The 18,113-nt window shown below is 62.3% G+C and carries 13 protein-coding genes; 9 read left to right on the top strand and 4 right to left on the bottom strand.

Translation table 11 applies throughout. The features are described 5' to 3' along the window. Window positions 1–132: 132 nt before the first annotated feature. From A8G00_RS05490 to A8G00_RS05480, 3 genes are read right to left on the bottom strand one after another with little or no spacing between them, the layout of a single operon-like run. Window positions 133–1,380 carry a dihydrolipoamide acetyltransferase family protein gene (locus tag A8G00_RS05490; protein ID WP_103000263.1) on the bottom strand — a complete coding sequence of 416 codons (1,248 nt, stop codon included), beginning with the start codon at window positions 1,378–1,380 and terminating at the stop codon, window positions 133–135. A 1-nt stretch (window position 1,381) separates the two neighbouring features. Further along, window positions 1,382–3,730: a transketolase gene (locus tag A8G00_RS05485; protein WP_103000262.1), complete on the bottom strand. Its 2,349-nt coding sequence runs from the start codon at window positions 3,728–3,730 to the stop codon at window positions 1,382–1,384. 25 nt (window positions 3,731–3,755) lie between these two features. Next, window positions 3,756–5,054, bottom strand: a complete 1,299-nt coding sequence (locus A8G00_RS05480; protein ID WP_103000261.1) for a threonine ammonia-lyase — start codon at window positions 5,052–5,054, stop codon at window positions 3,756–3,758. Window positions 5,055–5,447: 393 nt separating this feature from the next. Here A8G00_RS05480 and A8G00_RS05475 point away from each other — a divergent pair, with 393 nt between their 5' ends. From A8G00_RS05475 to A8G00_RS05445, 7 genes are all read left to right on the top strand, one after another. After that, window positions 5,448–7,238 carry a CocE/NonD family hydrolase gene (locus A8G00_RS05475; protein WP_172451793.1) on the top strand — a complete coding sequence of 597 codons (1,791 nt, stop codon included), beginning with the start codon at window positions 5,448–5,450 and terminating at the stop codon, window positions 7,236–7,238. Between the two features lie 164 nt (window positions 7,239–7,402). Further along, entirely contained in the window at window positions 7,403–9,205 is a 1,803-nt protein-coding gene (locus A8G00_RS05470) for a hydantoinase B/oxoprolinase family protein (protein WP_103000259.1), read from the top strand. A gap of 2 nt (window positions 9,206–9,207) precedes the next feature. Next, on the top strand, window positions 9,208–11,274 hold the full coding sequence (locus tag A8G00_RS05465; RefSeq protein ID WP_103000258.1) for a hydantoinase/oxoprolinase family protein: 2,067 nt from the start codon (window positions 9,208–9,210) through the stop codon (window positions 11,272–11,274). Between the two features lie 2 nt (window positions 11,275–11,276). Beyond that, entirely contained in the window at window positions 11,277–12,287 is a 1,011-nt protein-coding gene (locus tag A8G00_RS05460) for a phosphotransferase family protein (RefSeq protein ID WP_103000257.1), read from the top strand. Continuing rightward, window positions 12,287–12,745: a hypothetical protein gene (locus A8G00_RS05455; RefSeq protein ID WP_103000256.1), complete on the top strand. Its 459-nt coding sequence runs from the start codon at window positions 12,287–12,289 to the stop codon at window positions 12,743–12,745. The genes A8G00_RS05460 and A8G00_RS05455 overlap by 1 nt, the downstream gene beginning before the upstream one ends. 1 nt (window position 12,746) lies before the next feature. Continuing rightward, a complete protein-coding gene (locus tag A8G00_RS05450; RefSeq protein ID WP_103000255.1) occupies window positions 12,747–13,859 on the top strand; it encodes a hypothetical protein in 1,113 nt (370 codons plus the stop codon). Between the two features lie 26 nt (window positions 13,860–13,885). After that, on the top strand, window positions 13,886–15,172 hold the full coding sequence (locus A8G00_RS05445; RefSeq protein WP_103000254.1) for an acetyl-CoA hydrolase/transferase family protein: 1,287 nt from the start codon (window positions 13,886–13,888) through the stop codon (window positions 15,170–15,172). Between the two features lie 598 nt (window positions 15,173–15,770). Here the strand turns inward: A8G00_RS05445 and clpS are convergent. Then, the gene (gene clpS / locus A8G00_RS05435) at window positions 15,771–16,130 is read right to left on the bottom strand and encodes an ATP-dependent Clp protease adapter ClpS (RefSeq protein WP_229742482.1); all 360 of its coding nucleotides are present in this window, start codon (window positions 16,128–16,130) and stop codon (window positions 15,771–15,773) included. A gap of 728 nt (window positions 16,131–16,858) precedes the next feature. Here clpS and rplJ point away from each other — a divergent pair. After that, on the top strand, window positions 16,859–17,374 hold the full coding sequence (gene rplJ, locus A8G00_RS05430) for a 50S ribosomal protein L10 (protein ID WP_025551854.1): 516 nt from the start codon (window positions 16,859–16,861) through the stop codon (window positions 17,372–17,374). Between the two features lie 84 nt (window positions 17,375–17,458). Continuing rightward, a complete protein-coding gene (gene rplL / locus A8G00_RS05425; RefSeq protein ID WP_007687446.1) occupies window positions 17,459–17,839 on the top strand; it encodes a 50S ribosomal protein L7/L12 in 381 nt (126 codons plus the stop codon). The last annotated feature ends 274 nt before the right edge of the window (window positions 17,840–18,113 follow it).

The raw sequence follows: 18,113 nt of genomic DNA, 5'->3' as shown, positions 1-18,113 counted from the left end.
GATCAGCCATTCCTTGTCCGTTAGTTCATACCGCCGCCGCGCCATACGCCCTCCATTCTCAAAGAGCGCCTGAATCATGCGAAGGCGGAGAGCTCAACTCAAATTATGAGTTCACGCCCTAGAAATCCGCCGTCACGAAATCAAGGTCAGAGGGGCTGCGATTGCTTCGCGAAAAGCCGCCAGAAAGCGCGCGCCGGTGGCGCCATCGATGACGCGGTGGTCGAAACTGCCCGTCACCGTGGCAACTGTCGCTAGGCCCAGCTCGCCTCCAACCTTCCAGGGCCTTTGCAGGCCTGCGCCGATCCCAAGGATCAGGGCCTGAGGCGGATTGATCACCGGGAACATCTCGTCGATGCCGTACATGCCGAGATTGGAAATGGATGCGGTGCCGCCCTGATATTCTTCCGGCGTCAGTTTTCCATCGCGCGCCTTGGCGGCAAGGCTTTGGCTCTGGCGAGCGATCGCCGACAAGGACAGCCGATCGCAATTTTGAATGACCGGCGTCACCAGCCCGCCGTCGATCGCCACCGCCATCGCTACGTCGGCCCGGTAGAACCGATACATCCGATCTCCCGCGAATTGCACGTTGGCATCGGGCTCATCGACCATCGCCCTGGCCAGGGCCTTGATCATGAAATCGTTGACCGACAGTTTGATGCCCTGCTTTGCGAGGCTTGCGTTGATCTCGCCGCGCAGTTTCAAAAGCGCGTCCAGGGGGCAGTGGACCGAGAGATAGAAATGCGGAACCGTCTGCTTCGATTCCGTAAGGCGGCGCGCGATCGTCTTGCGCATGCTCGAAAGCTTGATCGCCTCGAACGGTACCCCGCTCGGCGGCGGCGCGAACACAGGCTCGGTCGCGTTCGGTCTGATCTTTTCCGGCGAGCGCTCGGGAGCTTGCTGCAGGCCAAGGTCGGCCCGCATGATGCGCCCTCCCGGACCGGTCCCGACAATCCCGCTGAGGTCCAGCCCCTTGGCGTCGGCGATGCGCTGGGCAAGGGGACTGACCTTGCTGCGATCGGCTCGAAATGGCCTCAGGCGTTCGATCGCGGGTGCAGGATGGACCGGCACCGACGCGGGAACTGGGTCCGGCGAGACGACCGGCATCTCATGGAGCGATCCACCTGCCGCTATCGCCGCGTCCCCCTGCGCCAGCACCGCGATCACCGTGCCGACGAGCACATTTTCGGTTCCATTGGCGACCTCGAGCGAAGCAATCCGACCATCGTCGGCCGCTTCCAGTTCCATCGTGGCCTTGTCGGTCTCGATTTCGGCCAGGACATCTCCCTGATTTACGGTATCGCCAACGGACACCAGCCATCTGGCGAGCGTGCCCTTCTCCATCGTCGGCGAAAGGGCTGGCATTTTGAGTTCGATGGTCATGTCAGTCTTCCAGGAGGAGCGCCGCGACGGCTTCGACGATCGCATCGGCATCCAGACGATATTCGCGGTAGAGATCGGCCAAATCGCCGGTCTGGCCGAAACGATCGGTGCCGAGAGCGCTGACGCGCATGCCCCTGACGCCGCCGAGCCAAGACAATGCCGATGGCGAGCCATCGATGATGGTCACCAGACCGGCATCAGGCGACAGAGCCGACAGGAGAACATCGGCATGGCTGGCGGTTGGCGTTCCCCTCCAGCGAGACGCCTGGCTCGCTGACCAGCCGCGGTGCAGCAGGTCGGGGGACGTGACATTCAGAACACCCAGGCCAGGCAGGTCATCGACCAGACTTTCATAGGCGGAGAGCACCTCGGGCGCGATCGCCCCAGTGAAGACGATTGCTGCCGCAGCGCCTTGTGAAGGGCGCTTCAGCCAATATCCGCCCTTGAGCGCATCGCCTTCCCAGGCGTCGCCTTCGCGCGGGATTTGCGGGATCGCGCGAGTGGTCAGCCGCAGATAGACCGAGCCCCCCTGATCCGCCTGCATGTGATCGAAGGCCCAATGCATGAAAATGGCGAGTTCATCGGCATAGGCCGGTTCGAAATAGGTCAGCCCCGGTTGCCCCATGCCGATCAGGGGTGCGTTGATCGACTGATGGGCGCCGCCTTCAGGGCCCAGGGTCAGGCCGGATGGCGTTGCCACCAACAGAAAGCGCGCGTCCTGATAACAGCCGTAGTTGAGCGCATCGAGGCCCCGCGCGATGAAGGGGTCATAGACCGTGCCGATCGGCAGCAAGCGGCTGCCGAACAGCGGCGCCGACAATCCCAAGGCGGCGAGCATCAGAAAGAGATTATTCTCCGCTATGCCGAGTTCGATATGCTGCCCCGCCCGATGCGCAGCCCATTTCTGGGCCGAGGGTATCTTCGCGCCGGCAAAGACGTCCTCGAACTCCTGTCGCCGGAACAGGCCACGCTGATTTACGAACGCTCCCAGATTGGTCGAGACGGTGACATCCGGCGATGTCGTGACGATCCTGTCGGCGAGCGGGTGCCTGGACTTGGACAGGTCCAGCAGGATGCGGCCGAAAGCAGCCTGGGTCGACTGCTCCGAACCCTCGGGCGCCTTCAGCCGATCGGGCACGGCAATGCGGTCGGCCGCCGGCTCGGCTTTCATCCGCGCGATCGGGCTCGTCTCGATGAAAGCCCGCAACTTCGCGGCCCGGTTGTCGCCCATTCCGGAAAAAGGCGCCCACTCTTCACCCTCCGCGATCCCGAGAGAGTCTCGCAGCGTTTCGATCTGCCGGGCGTTCATGAGGCCAGCATGATTATCCTTATGCCCCGCGAAGGGCAGGCCGTTGCCCTTGATGGTGTAGGCGATAAACATCGTCGGCCTATCGTCCGCAGCCTGTTCGAACGCCTCCAGGATCGTCTCGACGCAGTGCCCGCCCAGATTGGTCATCATCGCGGCAAGCGCGTCATCGTCGTAACCGGCCAGCAGTTCGGTGATGTCGAGCTTTTCGCCAATGTCGGACTGGAGCCGCTCCCGCCAGGCTGCTCCACCCTGATAAGTGAGCGCAGCGAAATCGACGTTCGGGCAATTGTCGATCCATTCCTTGAGCACCTTGCCGCCAGGCCGCGCGAAAGCGTCGCGTTGGAGCTTTCCGTATTTGAGCGTAAGCACGCGCCAGCCGCAGGTCGCGAAAATATCGTCGAACCGATTGAACATGCGGTCCGCAGTCGTGTGATCTAGCGACTGCCGGTTATAGTCGACGATCCACCAGCAGTTTCGGATCTGGTGCTTATAGGCTTCGATCAGGCACTCGTAGATGTTCCCCTCGTCAAGCTCCGCGTCGCCCATCAGGGCGATCATCCGGCCTGCATCCGCTTCGGCCAGTTGCCCATGCGCGATCAGATAGTCCTGCACCAGGCTTGCGAACGCCGTGATCGCCACGCCCAAACCGACCGAGCCTGTCGAGAAATCGACCGGGATGACGTCCTTCGTGCGGCTTGGATAGCTTTGCGCCCCGCCGAAACCGCGAAAACGCTGGAGTTGATCGAGCGATTGTTGGCCCAACAGGTAATGGATCGCATGCAGGACGGGGCCGGCATGAGGCTTGACCGCGACCTTGTCGTTCGGGCGCAGGGCATGGAAATAGAGGGCCGCCATGATCGTGCTGATCGAGGCACAGCTCGCCTGATGTCCACCGACCTTCAAGCCGTCACGGTGCTGTCTCTGATTGTTGGCGTGGTGAATGGTCCACGATGCCAACCAGCGCAGCCTCTCATCGAGTGTCGACAGGTTCGCGACCGTCTCGGACAGGCTCGGAGAATCGATCGCCGTTTGGGAGGACATGCTCAGGCTGCCTTTCGGAGAAGTTTCAGTCCGAAGATGGGCTGAGAGCGACGGGGAACCCTGCCGCCTCTATCTTCGCGATGATCGGACCGAGCGCGCCGGGATCGGACAGCTCGATGTCGAGTGCTACATCTGTGGAGCGGGCGGTGGCGCCGCCGAACACACGCTCATGGCGAACGTTCAGGATGTTGCCCGCGCCTTCGCCGATGATTGTGGCGATCCGGCCGAGTCCGCCCGCCTGATCCTGGGTGTTGACCGTCAGCCGCACGAATTGGCCGGCACGCGCGAGATAACGCTGGAGGACCGAAATGAGGACTCTGGCGTCGATATTCCCCCCCGAAAGGACCAGGCCAACGCGCTTTCCGCGAAAGAGGTCCGGTTCGGCCAAGACAGCCGCCAACCCTGCCGCTCCCGCCCCCTCGCAAAGCGATTTCTCGATCTGCAGGAGTAGGGCGATGGCATCCTCTATCCGTTTCTCGGGAACGACGATCATCCGATCCACGAGTTGTTTTGCGTGATGCGTCGTCAGCGGATCGGCGGTCGCGACGGCAATTCCTTCCGCCACCGAATTCCCGCCACGCACCACGACTTCCTTTGCACCGCTCAGCGCCTCTGCCATGGAGGGGTAGAGTTCGGACTGGACGCCGAATATCTGGGTCGTGGGCGAAAGAGCCGCGAAGACCGTGCCGACCCCGGCGATCAGCCCGCCGCCCCCCACTCCGGCGATAACGGCGTCCAGGGCCGGACCATCCTCTACCATCTCCAGGCCGACCGTTCCCTGCCCCGCGATCACCAGCGGATCGCTGAACGGGTGGATGACGGTCAGCCCCTCTCTGCTCGCCAGTTCCGTCAAATGGCCGGATGCTTCAGCGAAGTTAGCCCCCGCCAAAATGACGCGTGCACCGAATCCCTCTGTTCGCTGGACTTTCACACCTGGCGTATTGCGCGGCATGATGATCGTGGCGGGTATTCCCAGCCGCCGCGCATGGAGTGCGACGCCTTGGGCATGATTGCCGGCAGACACCGCCACGACTCCGCGCTGCGATTCTTCAGCGCTTAACACGCTCAGCCGATTGAGCGCACCGCGCTCCTTGAACGACGCGGTGAACTGAAGATTTTCGAACTTCAACCAGACTTCCGCTCCGGTTAGCTCGGATAAGGTCTGCGATTGAAGAAACGGCGTTCGAACCACGGCCTGACCAATCCTCGCCGCCGCCTCCCGAACGTCTTCCAAGTTTATCAGCTGACGACTGGAATGTCCGGTATCGCCCGCCGTCCGCGATCCTTGAGTTTCATGGCCGTGGACGCGCTCTATCTCATTCATTTGCTACGCCTAGTCTGCCAAGCCGTTGTTATGCCCAATGCAAACGGTAAGCCGCTCTGAGCTGGCGTTGGATAAGGCCGACTATCAAATTAAGCATCCTTATGAATTTTCATATTGGGACAGTAAGTATACTGTTTGAGACACCCATTTGCCATGGTGCCGAGGCCGCTGCACACGGCGTTGAAGCACCCAGTCCTTTTATCATTCCGCGCAACCTGCCGAAACGGACGCCGCAATCGGCAAACCCTCCGCCCCAGTGCGTCAAAACCCAGCGAGGGTTTTGCGTAGCTCTTTGGGCTTTGGCAGCTCCTGGGCTCGTAATGTGGGGGATGATCGATGACGATTTCGCGCGATGGCTTGTCCTATGACGTTGTGATCGACCGCAAGGTCACGATGAAGGCGCGCGACGGCGTCACCTTTGCCATGGACATCTATCGTCCGGCGGCGGGCGACCAGCCGCTGGAGGGACGTTGGCCCGTGCTGGTCGAGCGTACCCCCTACGACCGCGGCCTGTGGCGCATTGAGCGCTTCGGTCGTCAGGCGGCGGCGCGCGGATATGTATTCGTCAGCCAGGACGTGCGCGGGCGCAACGAATCCGAGGGGCTATTCGAGATGATGACCGGGGCGCACGACGAAGGCGCCGACGGTTTCGACACTTTAAGCTGGATTCATGCGCAGCCCTGGTGCGACGGCAGGATCGGCACCGTGGGCGGATCCTACAGCGCGACGAACCAACAGGCGGCGGCGCTTGAACATCCGCCGGGGCTGTGCGCCCAGGTTCTGCGTGACTGCGGCACCAACTACTATCAGCGCTCCTTCCGGGTGCACGGCACCTTCAACGTCGGCAACACGCTGGCCTGGATCGTCCACAGCGCCAGCCTCGGCAGGGAGGCGATGGCGGACCCGAAGGTCAAGGCGGCGATAGGGGACATGCGGGACAATTTGGCGGACTGGGTTGCCAGGCTGCCGATAAAAAAGGGGCAGTCGCCCATCGCGCTGAGTTCCGAATATGAAGACTATTACTTCAAGATGGAGGAGCGGTCCGACGATCAGCCCTATTGGCAAAGCACCGGATTGCGGATCGAGGGGCGCTATGACGACTATCCCACCGATGTCGCTCCCCTTCTCATCACGGGTTGGTTCGCGACTCATGCCGCCGCCAACTTCGACAAGTTCGTGGAATTCCGGAAGCGCTTGAAAAAGCCGGTTCAGATCATTTCCGGACCGTGGATCCATAGCCCGTCGATGCTGCAGGACACTTCGGCCGGCATTGCCGACTTCGGCGAGGCGGCAGGGATGCTCGGTCCGATCGACGAGCGCTGGCTGGACTGGACCGACCGCTGGGTGCGCGGCATCGAGAACGGCATCGATCGCGAGCCGGCCGTGCGCTACTTCATGATGGGCACGGGCGATGGTCACTGGACCGAGAAGGGGCTCGTCTTCCATGGCGGTGAGTGGTGCGGCGCAGAGCAATGGCCGCTCCCCGCCACCGCATTCACGCCCTTCTATCTGGCAGACGACGGGCGGCTTGACCGCGAACCAGGGGCCCGGGAGCCTGCCCGCTTCACCTTCGATCCGAACGACCCGGCGCCGGGGCTGGGAAGCAACACGGCCCAGTTGATCGAGTTCAGCGCCTTCGTGATGCCCGGCCCGCGCGACCAGCGCTGCTCTCCCGAATTCGCGGCGTGCAAGGGAAGCGATCGGCCGATTCGGGAGCGGGCGGATGTTCTGGTTTTCGAGACCGAGCCGCTGGCGGAGGGTATCGAGGTCACGGGGCCGCTGGAGGTGCGTCTGTGGGTCTCATCTTCGGCGCCCGACACGGATTTCACCGCCAAGCTGATCGACGCCTACCCGCCCAGCGACGACCACCCCGAAGGTTTCGCGATGCTTATCAGCGAAGGCATAGTCCGGATGCGCTATCGTAACGGCCGGGTGAAGCAGGACCTCATAAAACCCGGCGAAATCTACGAGATCGCGATCGAACTGACGCCGACCAGCAATTTCTTCAAACGAGGCCATCGCATAAGGCTCGACATCTCGAGTTCCAGCTTTCCGCAGCATGACGTCAATCCGAACACGGGCGAACCGCTCGGCCACCATAGCAAAATGGTGGTAGCCGAGCAGGCGGTATTCCGGGATCTCGTCCGACCGTCGCATATCCTCTTGCCTGTCGTGCCCGCCTGACCGGCGGGAATGAGGCGGATATACCGCCGACGAAGACAGGCGATGCCATCCTGATCATGCCGTTTTCATGTCGCATATTGCAAACCGTTCGTCTCGATCAGTGCAGTGCGAACATGACGGCGGTCCTAGCCAGAAGTCGAGCCGTTGGGCCTGGAGATGCTTGAATGAAAAACGGGGACATGCGCGACGAGGCGGTTGCCTGCGATCCAGTCGCGCTGGAGATTATCGTGGGAGCCCTGCGGGCTGCGCTGAGCGAAATGGGAGCGCTTCTCGAGCGCACCGCCATGTCGGCAATGATCCGTGAAAAGAAGGACTATTGGGTATCCTTCTTCGATCCGGAAGCGCGTATGGTCGCGGGAACCGTGCTGCCCCTGTTCGGGCAGATCGTGAAGCCGATCATCGAGCATTATCCGATCGAGGACATGCGCAGCGGCGACGTATACTGGTTCAACGATTGCTACGCGACGCAAGGCGCCGTCACGCATAGTCCCGACCAGGTTTTCGTGGCTCCGGTTTTCGTCGCGGGCGAGTTGTGCGGTTTCGTGCAAAGCTGGGCCCACCTGAGCGACATCGGCGGTTCGCAGCCCGGTTCGATCTCCCCCGATGCGAAGAGCATCTTCGAGGAAGGGATCATCATTCCTCCCGTTCGTCTGTTTCGCGAGGGCGTGGAAAACAGCGAACTGCGGCGTATCTTCGAGCGCAACTCGCGCTATCCCGACATCAATCGCGGCGACATGCGCAGTCTCGTCGCGGCGCTCCGGCTTGGTGAGCGCCGCTTCACCGAACTGGTCGATCGGTTCGGGCGCCAGGTCGTCCTCAGCGCCTTCCAGCAGGTTCAGGACAGGACCGAACGTCGCGCCCGATCGCTTTTCCAGGAAATGTTCCCGGTCGGAACCTACAGCGGAGCCGACGTGGTTGATACGGATGGCTGCGGGAACGGTCCTTTCCACGTTCGCGTGAAGATGGACGTGAACTCGAACGGCGTGTCCATCGATACCAGCGAGACCGACGATCAGGCCGAAGGGCCGATCAATTACATCATGCATCCCGTCGTGCCATCGCTGGTCTTCGGCATCTTCCTGACCTCGCATGATCCGTTCGAGGCGTTGAATGACGGGATGATGCGGCTCGTCGACGACGTCGTCCTTCGGCCCGGAAGCCTGGTCCAGCCCATCTTCCCGGCGCCGGTCGGCCAGCGCAGCATGTCCTGGCTCAGACTCCAAAGCGCCATCATGGCGCTCATCGCCGAAGCCGCGCCCGGCCGCGGCATCGCTTCCAATCCCGCCTATACCTTCTATTTCATGCGCGGTGTCGATCCTGCCACGGGCAAGGCCTTTCTGCTCATCGACGGGGTTGCCGTAGGATATGGAGCGCGGTCTTTCGCGGACGGGCATGACGCGGTCTATTTCGTCGCGCAGGAGAATTATCCGGCGGAGTTCATCAACAGCAACTATCCAGTTTTCCTTCGCAAATACGCCATTCGCCCGGACTCTGGCGGTCCGGGGCGCTATCGCGGCGGATGCGGGGTCATCCGCGAGATCGAGGTCCTGGCCGATGAGGTGGTGATCAGCACCCGCATCGATGCCACCGTAAACACGCCTTGGGGCATCTACGGCGGCCAAAGCGGCCGGCCCGGGCGGGCGCGTGTCAATGTCGGTCGTCCCGACGAGCGGGTGCTCGATCCTCTTTCCGACGGCACGATCCTTCGGCGGGGCGATATCCTGCAGATCGAGACAGGCGGAGGCGGAGGCGTCGGACATCCCTTCGACCGTCCGAGCGAGGACGTCCGCCTCGATGTCCTCCGCGGCTTCGTCGGGCGCGAGGGCGCTCGCGAAGACTATGGTGTGGTGCTGACGGGCGAGGGGCTGGAGTTGGACATCGACGAAGAGGCGACGGCCCGGCTGCGCGCGCAGCGCGGCGAGACCAAGCTATTCCATCGCAATATTTATATCGATCGGATCGGATGAACATGACCAGGGGAAATGGAGAACTCGATCTGTCTGTCGCGATCGATACCGGGGGGACTTTTACCGACGTCACGCTGCTCGACCGCGCAAGCGGTGCCATATGGACGGCCAAGGTGCCATCGACGCCGGCGGACCCGTCGGAAGGGTTCATGAACGGCATCCAGCGGGTGTTGGAGCTTGCGGGATCGAACGGAGAGCGCCTGTCGCAGGTCGTCCACGGTACGACCGTCGCCACGAACCTGATCCTGGAGAGCAAGGGCCCCCTCTGCGCCTTGCTCACAACGGCGGGCTTCCGGCATGTCCTGGAGATCGGGCGGCATGATATACCACGAGGCACCAACCTCTACTCCTGGCAAAAGCCGGCGCGGCCTATCCGGCCGGAACTCATCGTCGAGGTCGGCGGCCGGCTGAACAAGGCGGGAGAGGAGGTCGAGCCGCTCGATCTCGCGGCTGTTCGTTCGGCGGCGAAGCTGTTCAAGCGGCAGTCGGTCAAGGCGATCGCGATCAGCTTTCTGCACAGCTATGCTGCGGACATCCATGAGCGCGCCGCGCGCGAGGCCGTTCTGGAAGAGTGGCCGGAAGCGATCGTGACGATCTCCTCGGAAGTCCTGCCGACCTTCCGCGAATTCGAACGCTCGATGGCGACGGTGCTCAACGCCTATGTCATGCCGGCGGTCTCGACCTATGTGGAACGGCTGGAAGGGCGGCTGCGGGACGATCGTGTCGCGGCGCCGCTGTTGCTGATGAAGTCCAATGGCGGCGTTTCAAGCGCCCAGGCGATCCGGCGCGAGCCGGTACAGACCGCTCTCAGCGGGCCGGCGGCCGGCGTCGTGGGCATGCAGCTCTTCGCGAAGCTCGCAGGTTATCCGGACGTGATCGGCGTCGACATCGGCGGAACCTCTGCGGACATCAGCCTGATCAAGGGTGGCGCTCCCGGCATGACATCCCAGGGCCGCGTGGGGGAATGGCCCCTCACGATCCCGATGGTCGACATCAACACCATCGGTGCGGGTGGCGGATCGATCGCGCGCATCTCCGACTCCGGCGGCCTCACCGTCGGTCCCGACAGCGCCGGCGCTCAGCCGGGACCGGTATGTTACAGCCGAGGCGGCACGGAGCCCACGGTGACAGACGCCCACGCTGTCCTAGGCCATCTTCCCGCGACACTGCTCAAGGGCGAGATGCAGCTCGACATCGCCGCGGCGCGCGACGCGATCCGGACACGTATCGCCGAACCGCTCGGCCTTACCATCGAAGACGCCGCGCGGGGGATTCTGGCTCTGGCCGACAACAAGATGGTCGGCGCGATCCGGGTGGTCTCGGTCGAAAAAGGCTACGATCCACGCGATTTCGCGCTCGTCCCGTTCGGCGGGGCTGGACCGCTGCACGGCGGCGCCCTTGCCCGGCTTCTGGGAATGCGGACCTTGCTGTTGCCGCCCTCTCCTGGCGTGCTCTCTTCGATCGGCTTGCTCGCTTCCAATCTCCGATCGGATTTTCAGCGCACCTGCATCCAGGATGCGGGAAGCCCGGATTTCGATGCCCTTCGCGCCAGCTTCAGCGTTCTGGAGAGCGATGCCGTGACCTGGTTCGACGATGAGCAGGTGCCTTCCACGGGCCGCTCGATCCGGCGGATCGCGAGCATGCGCTATCAAGGACAAGGCTTTGAGCTTCAGGTGGGATGGGACCGTGAGGTGTCGGAGGCCGATGCCCTTGCAAAGGCGCTGGCGGAGTTCCATGACCTTCATGAAGCCCTGTACACCTTCTCCCAGCCTGAAATGCCGGTCGAGATCGTAACCGTCGGCGTCGAGGCGATCGGCACCTTGCCCGAACCGCCCATCAGGAAGCTCGCGGCAGCCGGTGACATCGCCGCAGCCCGGATTGGCGAGCAGATCGTGCACTTCGCCGATGGCGAGCGGATGACCCCGATCTTCAGCCGGTCCGAGCTCGGCGCGGGCGCCATCATATCCGGACCCGCCATCTTCCAGCAGCTCGATACCACCATCGTCATGCTGCCCGGACAGGCGGCGCGGATCGACGATTACGGAAACATGATCATTACCGAGGCTTGATCATGGTGAAGGGCGTGAGATTATCTTCGGAAGAGCCGCTGGCCGAGAAGCTCGGCGTCTTCTTGCAAAACCTCCGGAAGCAGCCGGATTTGCTGATCGAGCGGCTTGATCGCAAATCGACTGGCATGTCGCGGGAGAACTGGACCTTCGACGTGGTGAGTGGCGGATCCGACGATGTTCGGGAATCGCTCATTCTCCGCCGCGATCCCGTTGGCGGCATGCTCGAGACGGATCGCCGCGCCGAATATGAGGTGCTTGTCAGGCTGCGCGAAGCAGGGTTTCCGATTCCCAAGGTCTTCGGTGTCGATCTGGATGGCTCGCAACTTGGACGACCGGCACTGGTGATGGAGATCGCGCCGGGTGCCTGCGAATATTTTGCCCTGACGGGTTCCCGCCCGCTGGAAACCCGGATGCGGCTGGCCAGCGATTTCCTGCAGCTGCTCGTCGACCTGCAAGCGATCGACTGGCAATCCGCCGGCCTCTCCGAAACGTTGGAAGATCCCGGTCCCGTTCCAGCTCTTTTCGAACTGGAACGCTGGAAGGGCGAACTTGATCGTGTCGCGCTCGAACCCATGCCGGAACTGGAGTTGATACGCGTCTGGCTTCAGGAGCGGGCCCGACCGGCGCGCAAGATCGTTCTGGTGCACGGCGACTTCAAACCCGGAAACGCGTTAATTCACGAGGATCGCTTCAGCGCAGTGCTCGATTGGGAAACGGCCCACCGCGGCGATCCGCTGGAGGATCTGGGCTGGATCACCAATCCCGCTCGGGCCAGCGAACATCAGATCCCCGGCCAGTGGGAACGCGGCGAAATCCTTGCCGAATTCCGGAAGCGCACGGAATATGATTTTGACGAAGACGAAGTGCACTGGTGGAACGTCTTCGCTTGCTGGAAGCTCGCGATCATCGTGCTGACCGGGCTGCGGTCGACGGTCGACGGGAAGTTCGACCGCATCCACCACAACCCGACATGGCTCTACCGCCAGATGCTCAAGATGGTGGAGTTCGCCTGATGCGTCCTACGATCGCCGAACAGCTGAGCGAAACCCGCCGCATTTTAACTGACGTCCTCACGCCGCGGATCAAAGACGATTATGCGCTCCAGATCATGCGCATGGCGTTCTCCAACCTGGAGATGCTCGAGGGCGCTTGGCCGAAAGTCCTGCCTTTCCTTCATTGGGATAATCAGGTCACTCTGACGCTCCTGGGCGATGTTCGGGGCCAGATGGACGCCGATCTCGCATCCGCGGTCGAGCAAGCCGAGCAAATTGTTTCGATCGACCCCTTCGACGTTTCAACGCTCGAAACGCGCAACGCCGAGCTACGGATGCTTCTCCATCGCGCGATAGGGCAATGCTCGCAGCAGGAACGGCGCGTCATCCAGGCGCATTTGCTTGAGCGAACCGCACGCTATCCGATGCGGCCCCTGAAGGCTTCATCGACCGGAACGCAGGAAAAGAAGGGCGACTGATATGCTCACCGAACTGGACGATTGCTTGTGGCATCAACTTCCCACGACATTCGATCATGTCGGCACCAGCGACCCCCGCTTCTTCGATCGTTTCTGGTTCGCCGCCTATGCGCGCGATGGTTCGTGCGCGCTGCAATTCACGATGGGCGTCTATCGCAACATGAACGTCATGGACGGCGGATTCGTGCTCGTGCTGGGCGGCCAACAGTATAATGTGCGTGTCTCACGAAGCCTCGGCCAGCACAATGTCGTCGAATGCGGTCCGCTGTCGATCGAGGTCGTCCAGCCGCTCAGGTCGTTCACCTTGCGCGTCGAAGGCGCGGACCGGGTGAACGCGGAACTGCATTGGACGGCCGTGTCCAAACCGGTGGAGGAAGCACCGCATTTCCGTCGCCTCAACGGCCGCATCGTAGAGGACTATCAGCGCTTCAACCAGATCGGTACGGTCAGCGGGCGCCTCGTTGTCGACGGGCAGGAAATCATCGTCGAGGACTGGTGGGCCTGTCGCGATCACAGCTGGGGCGTGCGCAACGGAATGGCAGTTCCTGAGGTCCAGACCGGCCCGAAAGACGCGCTCGACAAGCGTGGTTTCACCATGGCGTTCCTGTTCTTCTCCGCCCCGCCGCTATCGGGCACCCTATTGCTGTCGCATCGCGAGGGAGAACCCGCCTATGTAAGCGGCGAATTGATGGATGCGACCACGAGAAAAAGCCTGATCGTCTCGAACATCGTGCTGAAGCCGGATTTGCACCCCGGGACACGGCGCTTCCGGTCGGTCGAAATCCTGTCCGAACTGACCGATGGCACGACCGTCGCCGTCCAATGCGAGCAGAGCGGCAATGCCATTGCCATGCAGGGACTTGGCTACAGCGGCGGCTACAACGACCGCAAGGGCCTTGGGTTCTGGCGCGGCGAAAACGTTGTAGAGCAAGATGTGTGGGACGTCAGCCATCCCGCCGACATCGCTTATCCGGACGACCGCAAGACGGCCCCGCACTGGCACCGGATTCAGCCCGTCAAAGTATCGTACATCAACGAAGAAACGGAATTTCAGGGCCACGGTAGTCTGACCTTGATATTGGCGGGTAGCCTCCCATCCTTGGGGCTCAATTGAAGACCGTCGCGCCGCGGGGACTCCGTATGGCCGACTATGTTCGGCCGGATAGCCGCGTCGCGGTCGGCCACAGTACGGCGGAGCCGACGACCTTGCTGGAGGCGCTCGTCGCACAGCGCGCCGACTATGCAGGCGCACGCCTTCTGATGCATGCGTCCTTCTCGACAATCGTGGAGGCGGGGCATGCCGACTGTCTCCACCTACAAGCCTTCGGCGCCATTGGCACCCAATCCAGCCTCACGCGCGCTGGCGTTCTGGACATCGTTCCGATTCATCTTGCGGATGTCCCGCGGCTGGCGGCAAGCGGCGATCTTGATGTCGATGTCGTGCTTCTGTCCGTTAGCCCGCCCGATAGCAGAGGCCGCTACAGCCTCGGTCTGGTCAACGACTATATGTGGGCCTGGGTTCGGCGCGCGCGCGTGGTCATCGCTGAGATGAACGAGCAGATGCCGTTTACTCATGGCGGGCCGTTCCTAACAGAAGGCGACATCGGGATTCTCGTTCCTTCCAATCGCGAACTCATCGAACTGCCGCCCGCATCGGTCGGGGATGTCGAGCGGCGGATCGCTGAGCATGTTGCGCATTTCGTGGAGGATGGAGCCACCCTGCAATTTGGTGTCGGGGCCGTTCCCGACGCCGTCGCCGCCTCCCTCGGCGCTTTCAAAAACCTGGGTATCCATTCGGGCGTGGTTCCCGACGCTGTGGTCGATCTAATCCAAGCTGGCGTCGTCACCAACGCGTTGAAGGCGATCGACCGCGGCGTTTCGGTGACCGGCGCTGTCTGGGGAACGCGCAGACTTTATGATTTCGTGCATGACAATCCGGCATTTCATGTCCGGCCTCTGACTTACACCCACGCTCCGGAAACGCTGGCCCGCCTCGATCAGTTCTTGTCCTTGAATTCGGCCATCGAGATTGATCTGGCGGGTCAGGCAAATCTTGAAGAAGCGCAAGGACGCTACATCGGAGCGGTCGGCGGCACGCTGGACTTCGTGCGCGGAGCCCGGCTCAGTCAACGAGGGCGCTCGATCGTGGCGCTCCCGTCAACGGCAGCCAATGGTCGCGTCAGTCGTATCGTGCCGCATCTGAACGGCCCGACGACGATCGCCCGCAGCGATATCGACACCGTCATCACGGAGTTCGGCAGCGCAGAGCTTCGGGGCCAGCCGCTAAGCGAACGCCGCCGCCGCCTCATCGCCATCGCCCATCCCGGGTTCCGCGATGAGCTTGAACGCTCTGAAAATGTCGAGCGACCCACCGCTGGCGTATCGATGCCCGAGACTCTGCATAGCAGCGTGAGGCTGGGAAAGTGACGCTCAATTTCGAAACCGTGGGACACCTGACCCGCAAATGCTGCCGCGCGTGATTGGCCAACTTGCTCGACGATGGGTGACGCCGACGAAATTGAGCGCGAAGATTCACGACGGCGACATGCACATCGAATTCGAAACCCAGGATCTTTCGCAAGCCGATGCCGAGCGTGTGACCTCCACCCTCCAAAGCTGCACGCTCGTTCGCGAAGTTCGGTTCACAATGCCAGACCAACCCTCATAGCTGCGACCGGCTCTGTCAAAGCAATAGGCGGTGCGGTAACTGCGGGCATGAACAAGCCTATCGAAAGGCCCATAAGGAACCACGCTCTGCGGCCCTCGCAGAGTGGCGGTCAATCGCGCGCTAGCCGCAGTGCTTCCGCCCGAAAAGCATCTGGTGGAGACGAGTTCGCGTTGGACTGACAGCACCGTCTGGAGAAACGCCTCGCACGGCCGCGCTGGCAGAATGCCATCCTCTGGTCAGGCTGAAGGCGTCACGGAACCGCTGGGTCCGTGCCAAGTTCGATTGCCGGGCATGGCCCCGAGTCGTCGGCCGGTGAGATTCGCGTTATGCCCGCCTGTCAGGTGCCCCGCGACACCATCAGGCCTTTTCCAAGGTGCACTGGAGCGGGTGCTGGTTCTGGCGGGCAAAGTCCATCACCTGATTCACCTTGGTTTCCGCCACTTCATAGCTGAAGATTCCGCATACGCCGACGCCCCGCTGGTGGACGTGCAGCATCACGCGCGTCGCCTCCTCCATGTCCATGCGAAAGAATTGCTGGAGAACGTGCACGACGAATTCCATCGGCGTGTAGTCGTCGTTCAGCATCAGCACCTTGTAGAGAGAGGGCTTTTTCGTCCGGGCGCGCGTGCGCGTGGCGATGCCGACATTGGGGCCGCCCGGGCCGTCGCCCTGATCGTCCTGATCCTTGTCCGCCATCATCGCGGGATATGCCATCATCGAGAAGCTGTTCATGATGGGGAAGGATATGGCTATTTGCTCTTGCATGGCAAGGGGTCCGACGGGACGTAAACCATCCTTCCGGGTGGGAACGGCCTGGGGGAGGGGGGAACGGGGTGGAAGGCGGCGATTCTGTTCCACGTTCTGGCCTGAGGGCTCCGCGCTCCTGCTCCCGGCGGATCATCGCACCGTCTGAACCGGCCCTGCCGACTGTAACCTCCCGGCCACGGCTGGCGAAAAAAACATCCTATTGCCCGGCCTGGCACCGCTTTCATCCTGTCCTACATCCCCGCGGTCAGCCTATTCCGCTCCCTTCTTTGAAATGTCGGACCCATTATCCGGGCGGCTACGCGCGCTCGCGCGCATGCGCGCATATGGTGTGGACTTCGGCGTAAAACGGCGCTTTTCCATCGCGTTCCATCGCCAATCGCCAGATTTTGCGTGACACGGGGCCTCCAAATCTGTAGGGGCGCCCGCAGCAGACCCCCGGCAGAAATGTCGATGGTCTTCCGTCCGAGACAGTCGGTGAAGGGAATATGCCCTTCTTAATTTCCGGCCTAGACGGGGAAAAGTTCTTTACCGGCCGGGCCTTGCCTGTCCGGGTCTGCCTGTTCTCCCTGAGGGATGCGGGCCAGTCGATCTCTCCCCTTCGGACCAATGCCCCGCGATTCGTCGCGGGTTTTTGCCGTCCACCGGATTTTCCGGCGGACATGAAGTGGAGTAAAGGCATGGATCGTAATCAGAAAGCTGAGGTCGTTTCCGCGCTGAACGCACATCTGGCCGAAGTCGGCGTGGTCGTCGTGACCCGCAACCTCGGGCTGACGGTCGCCCAGTCGACCCAGCTGCGCCAGAAGATGCGCGAAGCCGGCGGCACCTACAAGGTTACGAAGAACCGCCTCGCCAAGATCGCCCTTGAAGGCACCGACTATAGCGGCATCAGCGACCTGCTGACCGGTCCGGTCGGGCTCGCTTCCTCGGCCGATCCGGTCGCAGCCGCGAAGGTTGCGGTCGAATTCGCCAAGACCAACGACAAGCTTGAGATCGTTGGCGGTGCGATGGGCGAAGTGCTGCTGAACGCGGAGGGCGTCAAGGCGCTCGCCTCAATGCCGTCGCTGGATGAACTGCGCGCGAAGCTGGTCGGCCTTCTGGTCGCCCCGGCTACCAAGCTCGCAACCGTCACCCAGGCCCCGGCTGCCCAGCTCGCGCGGGTCTTCAACGCCTATGCGGAAAAGAACGCGGCCTGATCGCCGCGGGATTTCCCGGAATATTGTTTTCAACTCTCGTTTAAGGGGCTCATGCCCCGCCCAGAAGGGAATAGGTAAAGTAACATGGCAGACATCAATGCTCTGGTCGACCAGCTCTCGGCCCTGACCGTCCTCGAAGCCGCTGAGCTTTCCAAGGCTCTGGAAGAAAAGTGGGGCGTTTCGGCCGCCGCTGCCGTCGCGGTTGCCGCTCCGGCCGGTGGCGCTGCCGGCGCTGCTCCTGCTGAAGAAGCCAAGGACGAATTCGACGTCGTCCTGACCGGCGACGGCGGCAAGAAGATCAACGTCATCAAGGAAGTCCGCGCCATCACCGGCCTGGGCCTGACCGAAGCCAAGGCTCTGGTCGAAGGCGCGCCGAAGGCCGTCAAGGAAGGCGTCGGCAAGGACGAAGCCGAGAAGATCAAGAAGCAGCTGGAAGAAGCCGGCGCGACCGTCGAACTCAAGTAAGTTCGGTCGAGTCCCGCGCAGGCGGGGCTGCTTTCCGGCTATGGCCGGAGGAAATCGGGGCGGTGCCTTTGGCGCCGCCCTTTTTCTTTTCCCTGGGCAGAATTGGTGAGGGAATGTCGGTTGCTGCGGTTGAGCGCATCATACCCCCGCCTTCGCAAGAGCGCGCCATACTTCCAGGAAAGCTGAAGGGCAGCCGCCCACCCCGCATCCTCATTCCCACTTTCGCCCGGCCGGCAAGAAGAGTTGGCCTCCCGCCAACCATCCTTCGCTGCCG

It is taken from the genome of Sphingobium sp. SA916, from assembly GCF_002894065.1.
Classification (GTDB): Bacteria; Pseudomonadota; Alphaproteobacteria; order Sphingomonadales; family Sphingomonadaceae; genus Sphingobium; species Sphingobium fuliginis.
Note: the sequence above shows the minus strand (reverse complement) of the source record. Positions and strands in the feature narration are given on the sequence as shown.

Coding starts and splice junctions, on each gene's coding strand:
- A8G00_RS05475 (WP_172451793.1), top strand. CDS start 5,448: ATGAAGGCGCGCGACGGCGTCACCTTTGCCATGGACATCTATCGTCCG.
- A8G00_RS05465 (WP_103000258.1), top strand. CDS start 9,208: ATGACCAGGGGAAATGGAGAACTCGATCTGTCTGTCGCGATCGATACC.
- A8G00_RS05455 (WP_103000256.1), top strand. CDS start 12,287: ATGCGTCCTACGATCGCCGAACAGCTGAGCGAAACCCGCCGCATTTTA.
- A8G00_RS05490 (WP_103000263.1), bottom strand. CDS start 1,380: ATGACCATCGAACTCAAAATGCCAGCCCTTTCGCCGACGATGGAGAAG.
- rplJ (WP_025551854.1), top strand. CDS start 16,859: ATGGATCGTAATCAGAAAGCTGAGGTCGTTTCCGCGCTGAACGCACAT.
- A8G00_RS05470 (WP_103000259.1), top strand. CDS start 7,403: ATGAAAAACGGGGACATGCGCGACGAGGCGGTTGCCTGCGATCCAGTC.
- rplL (WP_007687446.1), top strand. CDS start 17,459: ATGGCAGACATCAATGCTCTGGTCGACCAGCTCTCGGCCCTGACCGTC.
- A8G00_RS05445 (WP_103000254.1), top strand. CDS start 13,886: ATGGCCGACTATGTTCGGCCGGATAGCCGCGTCGCGGTCGGCCACAGT.
- A8G00_RS05480 (WP_103000261.1), bottom strand. CDS start 5,054: ATGAATGAGATAGAGCGCGTCCACGGCCATGAAACTCAAGGATCGCGG.
- A8G00_RS05460 (WP_103000257.1), top strand. CDS start 11,277: ATGGTGAAGGGCGTGAGATTATCTTCGGAAGAGCCGCTGGCCGAGAAG.
- clpS (WP_229742482.1), bottom strand. CDS start 16,130: ATGATGGCATATCCCGCGATGATGGCGGACAAGGATCAGGACGATCAG.
- A8G00_RS05450 (WP_103000255.1), top strand. CDS start 12,747: ATGCTCACCGAACTGGACGATTGCTTGTGGCATCAACTTCCCACGACA.
- A8G00_RS05485 (WP_103000262.1), bottom strand. CDS start 3,730: ATGTCCTCCCAAACGGCGATCGATTCTCCGAGCCTGTCCGAGACGGTC.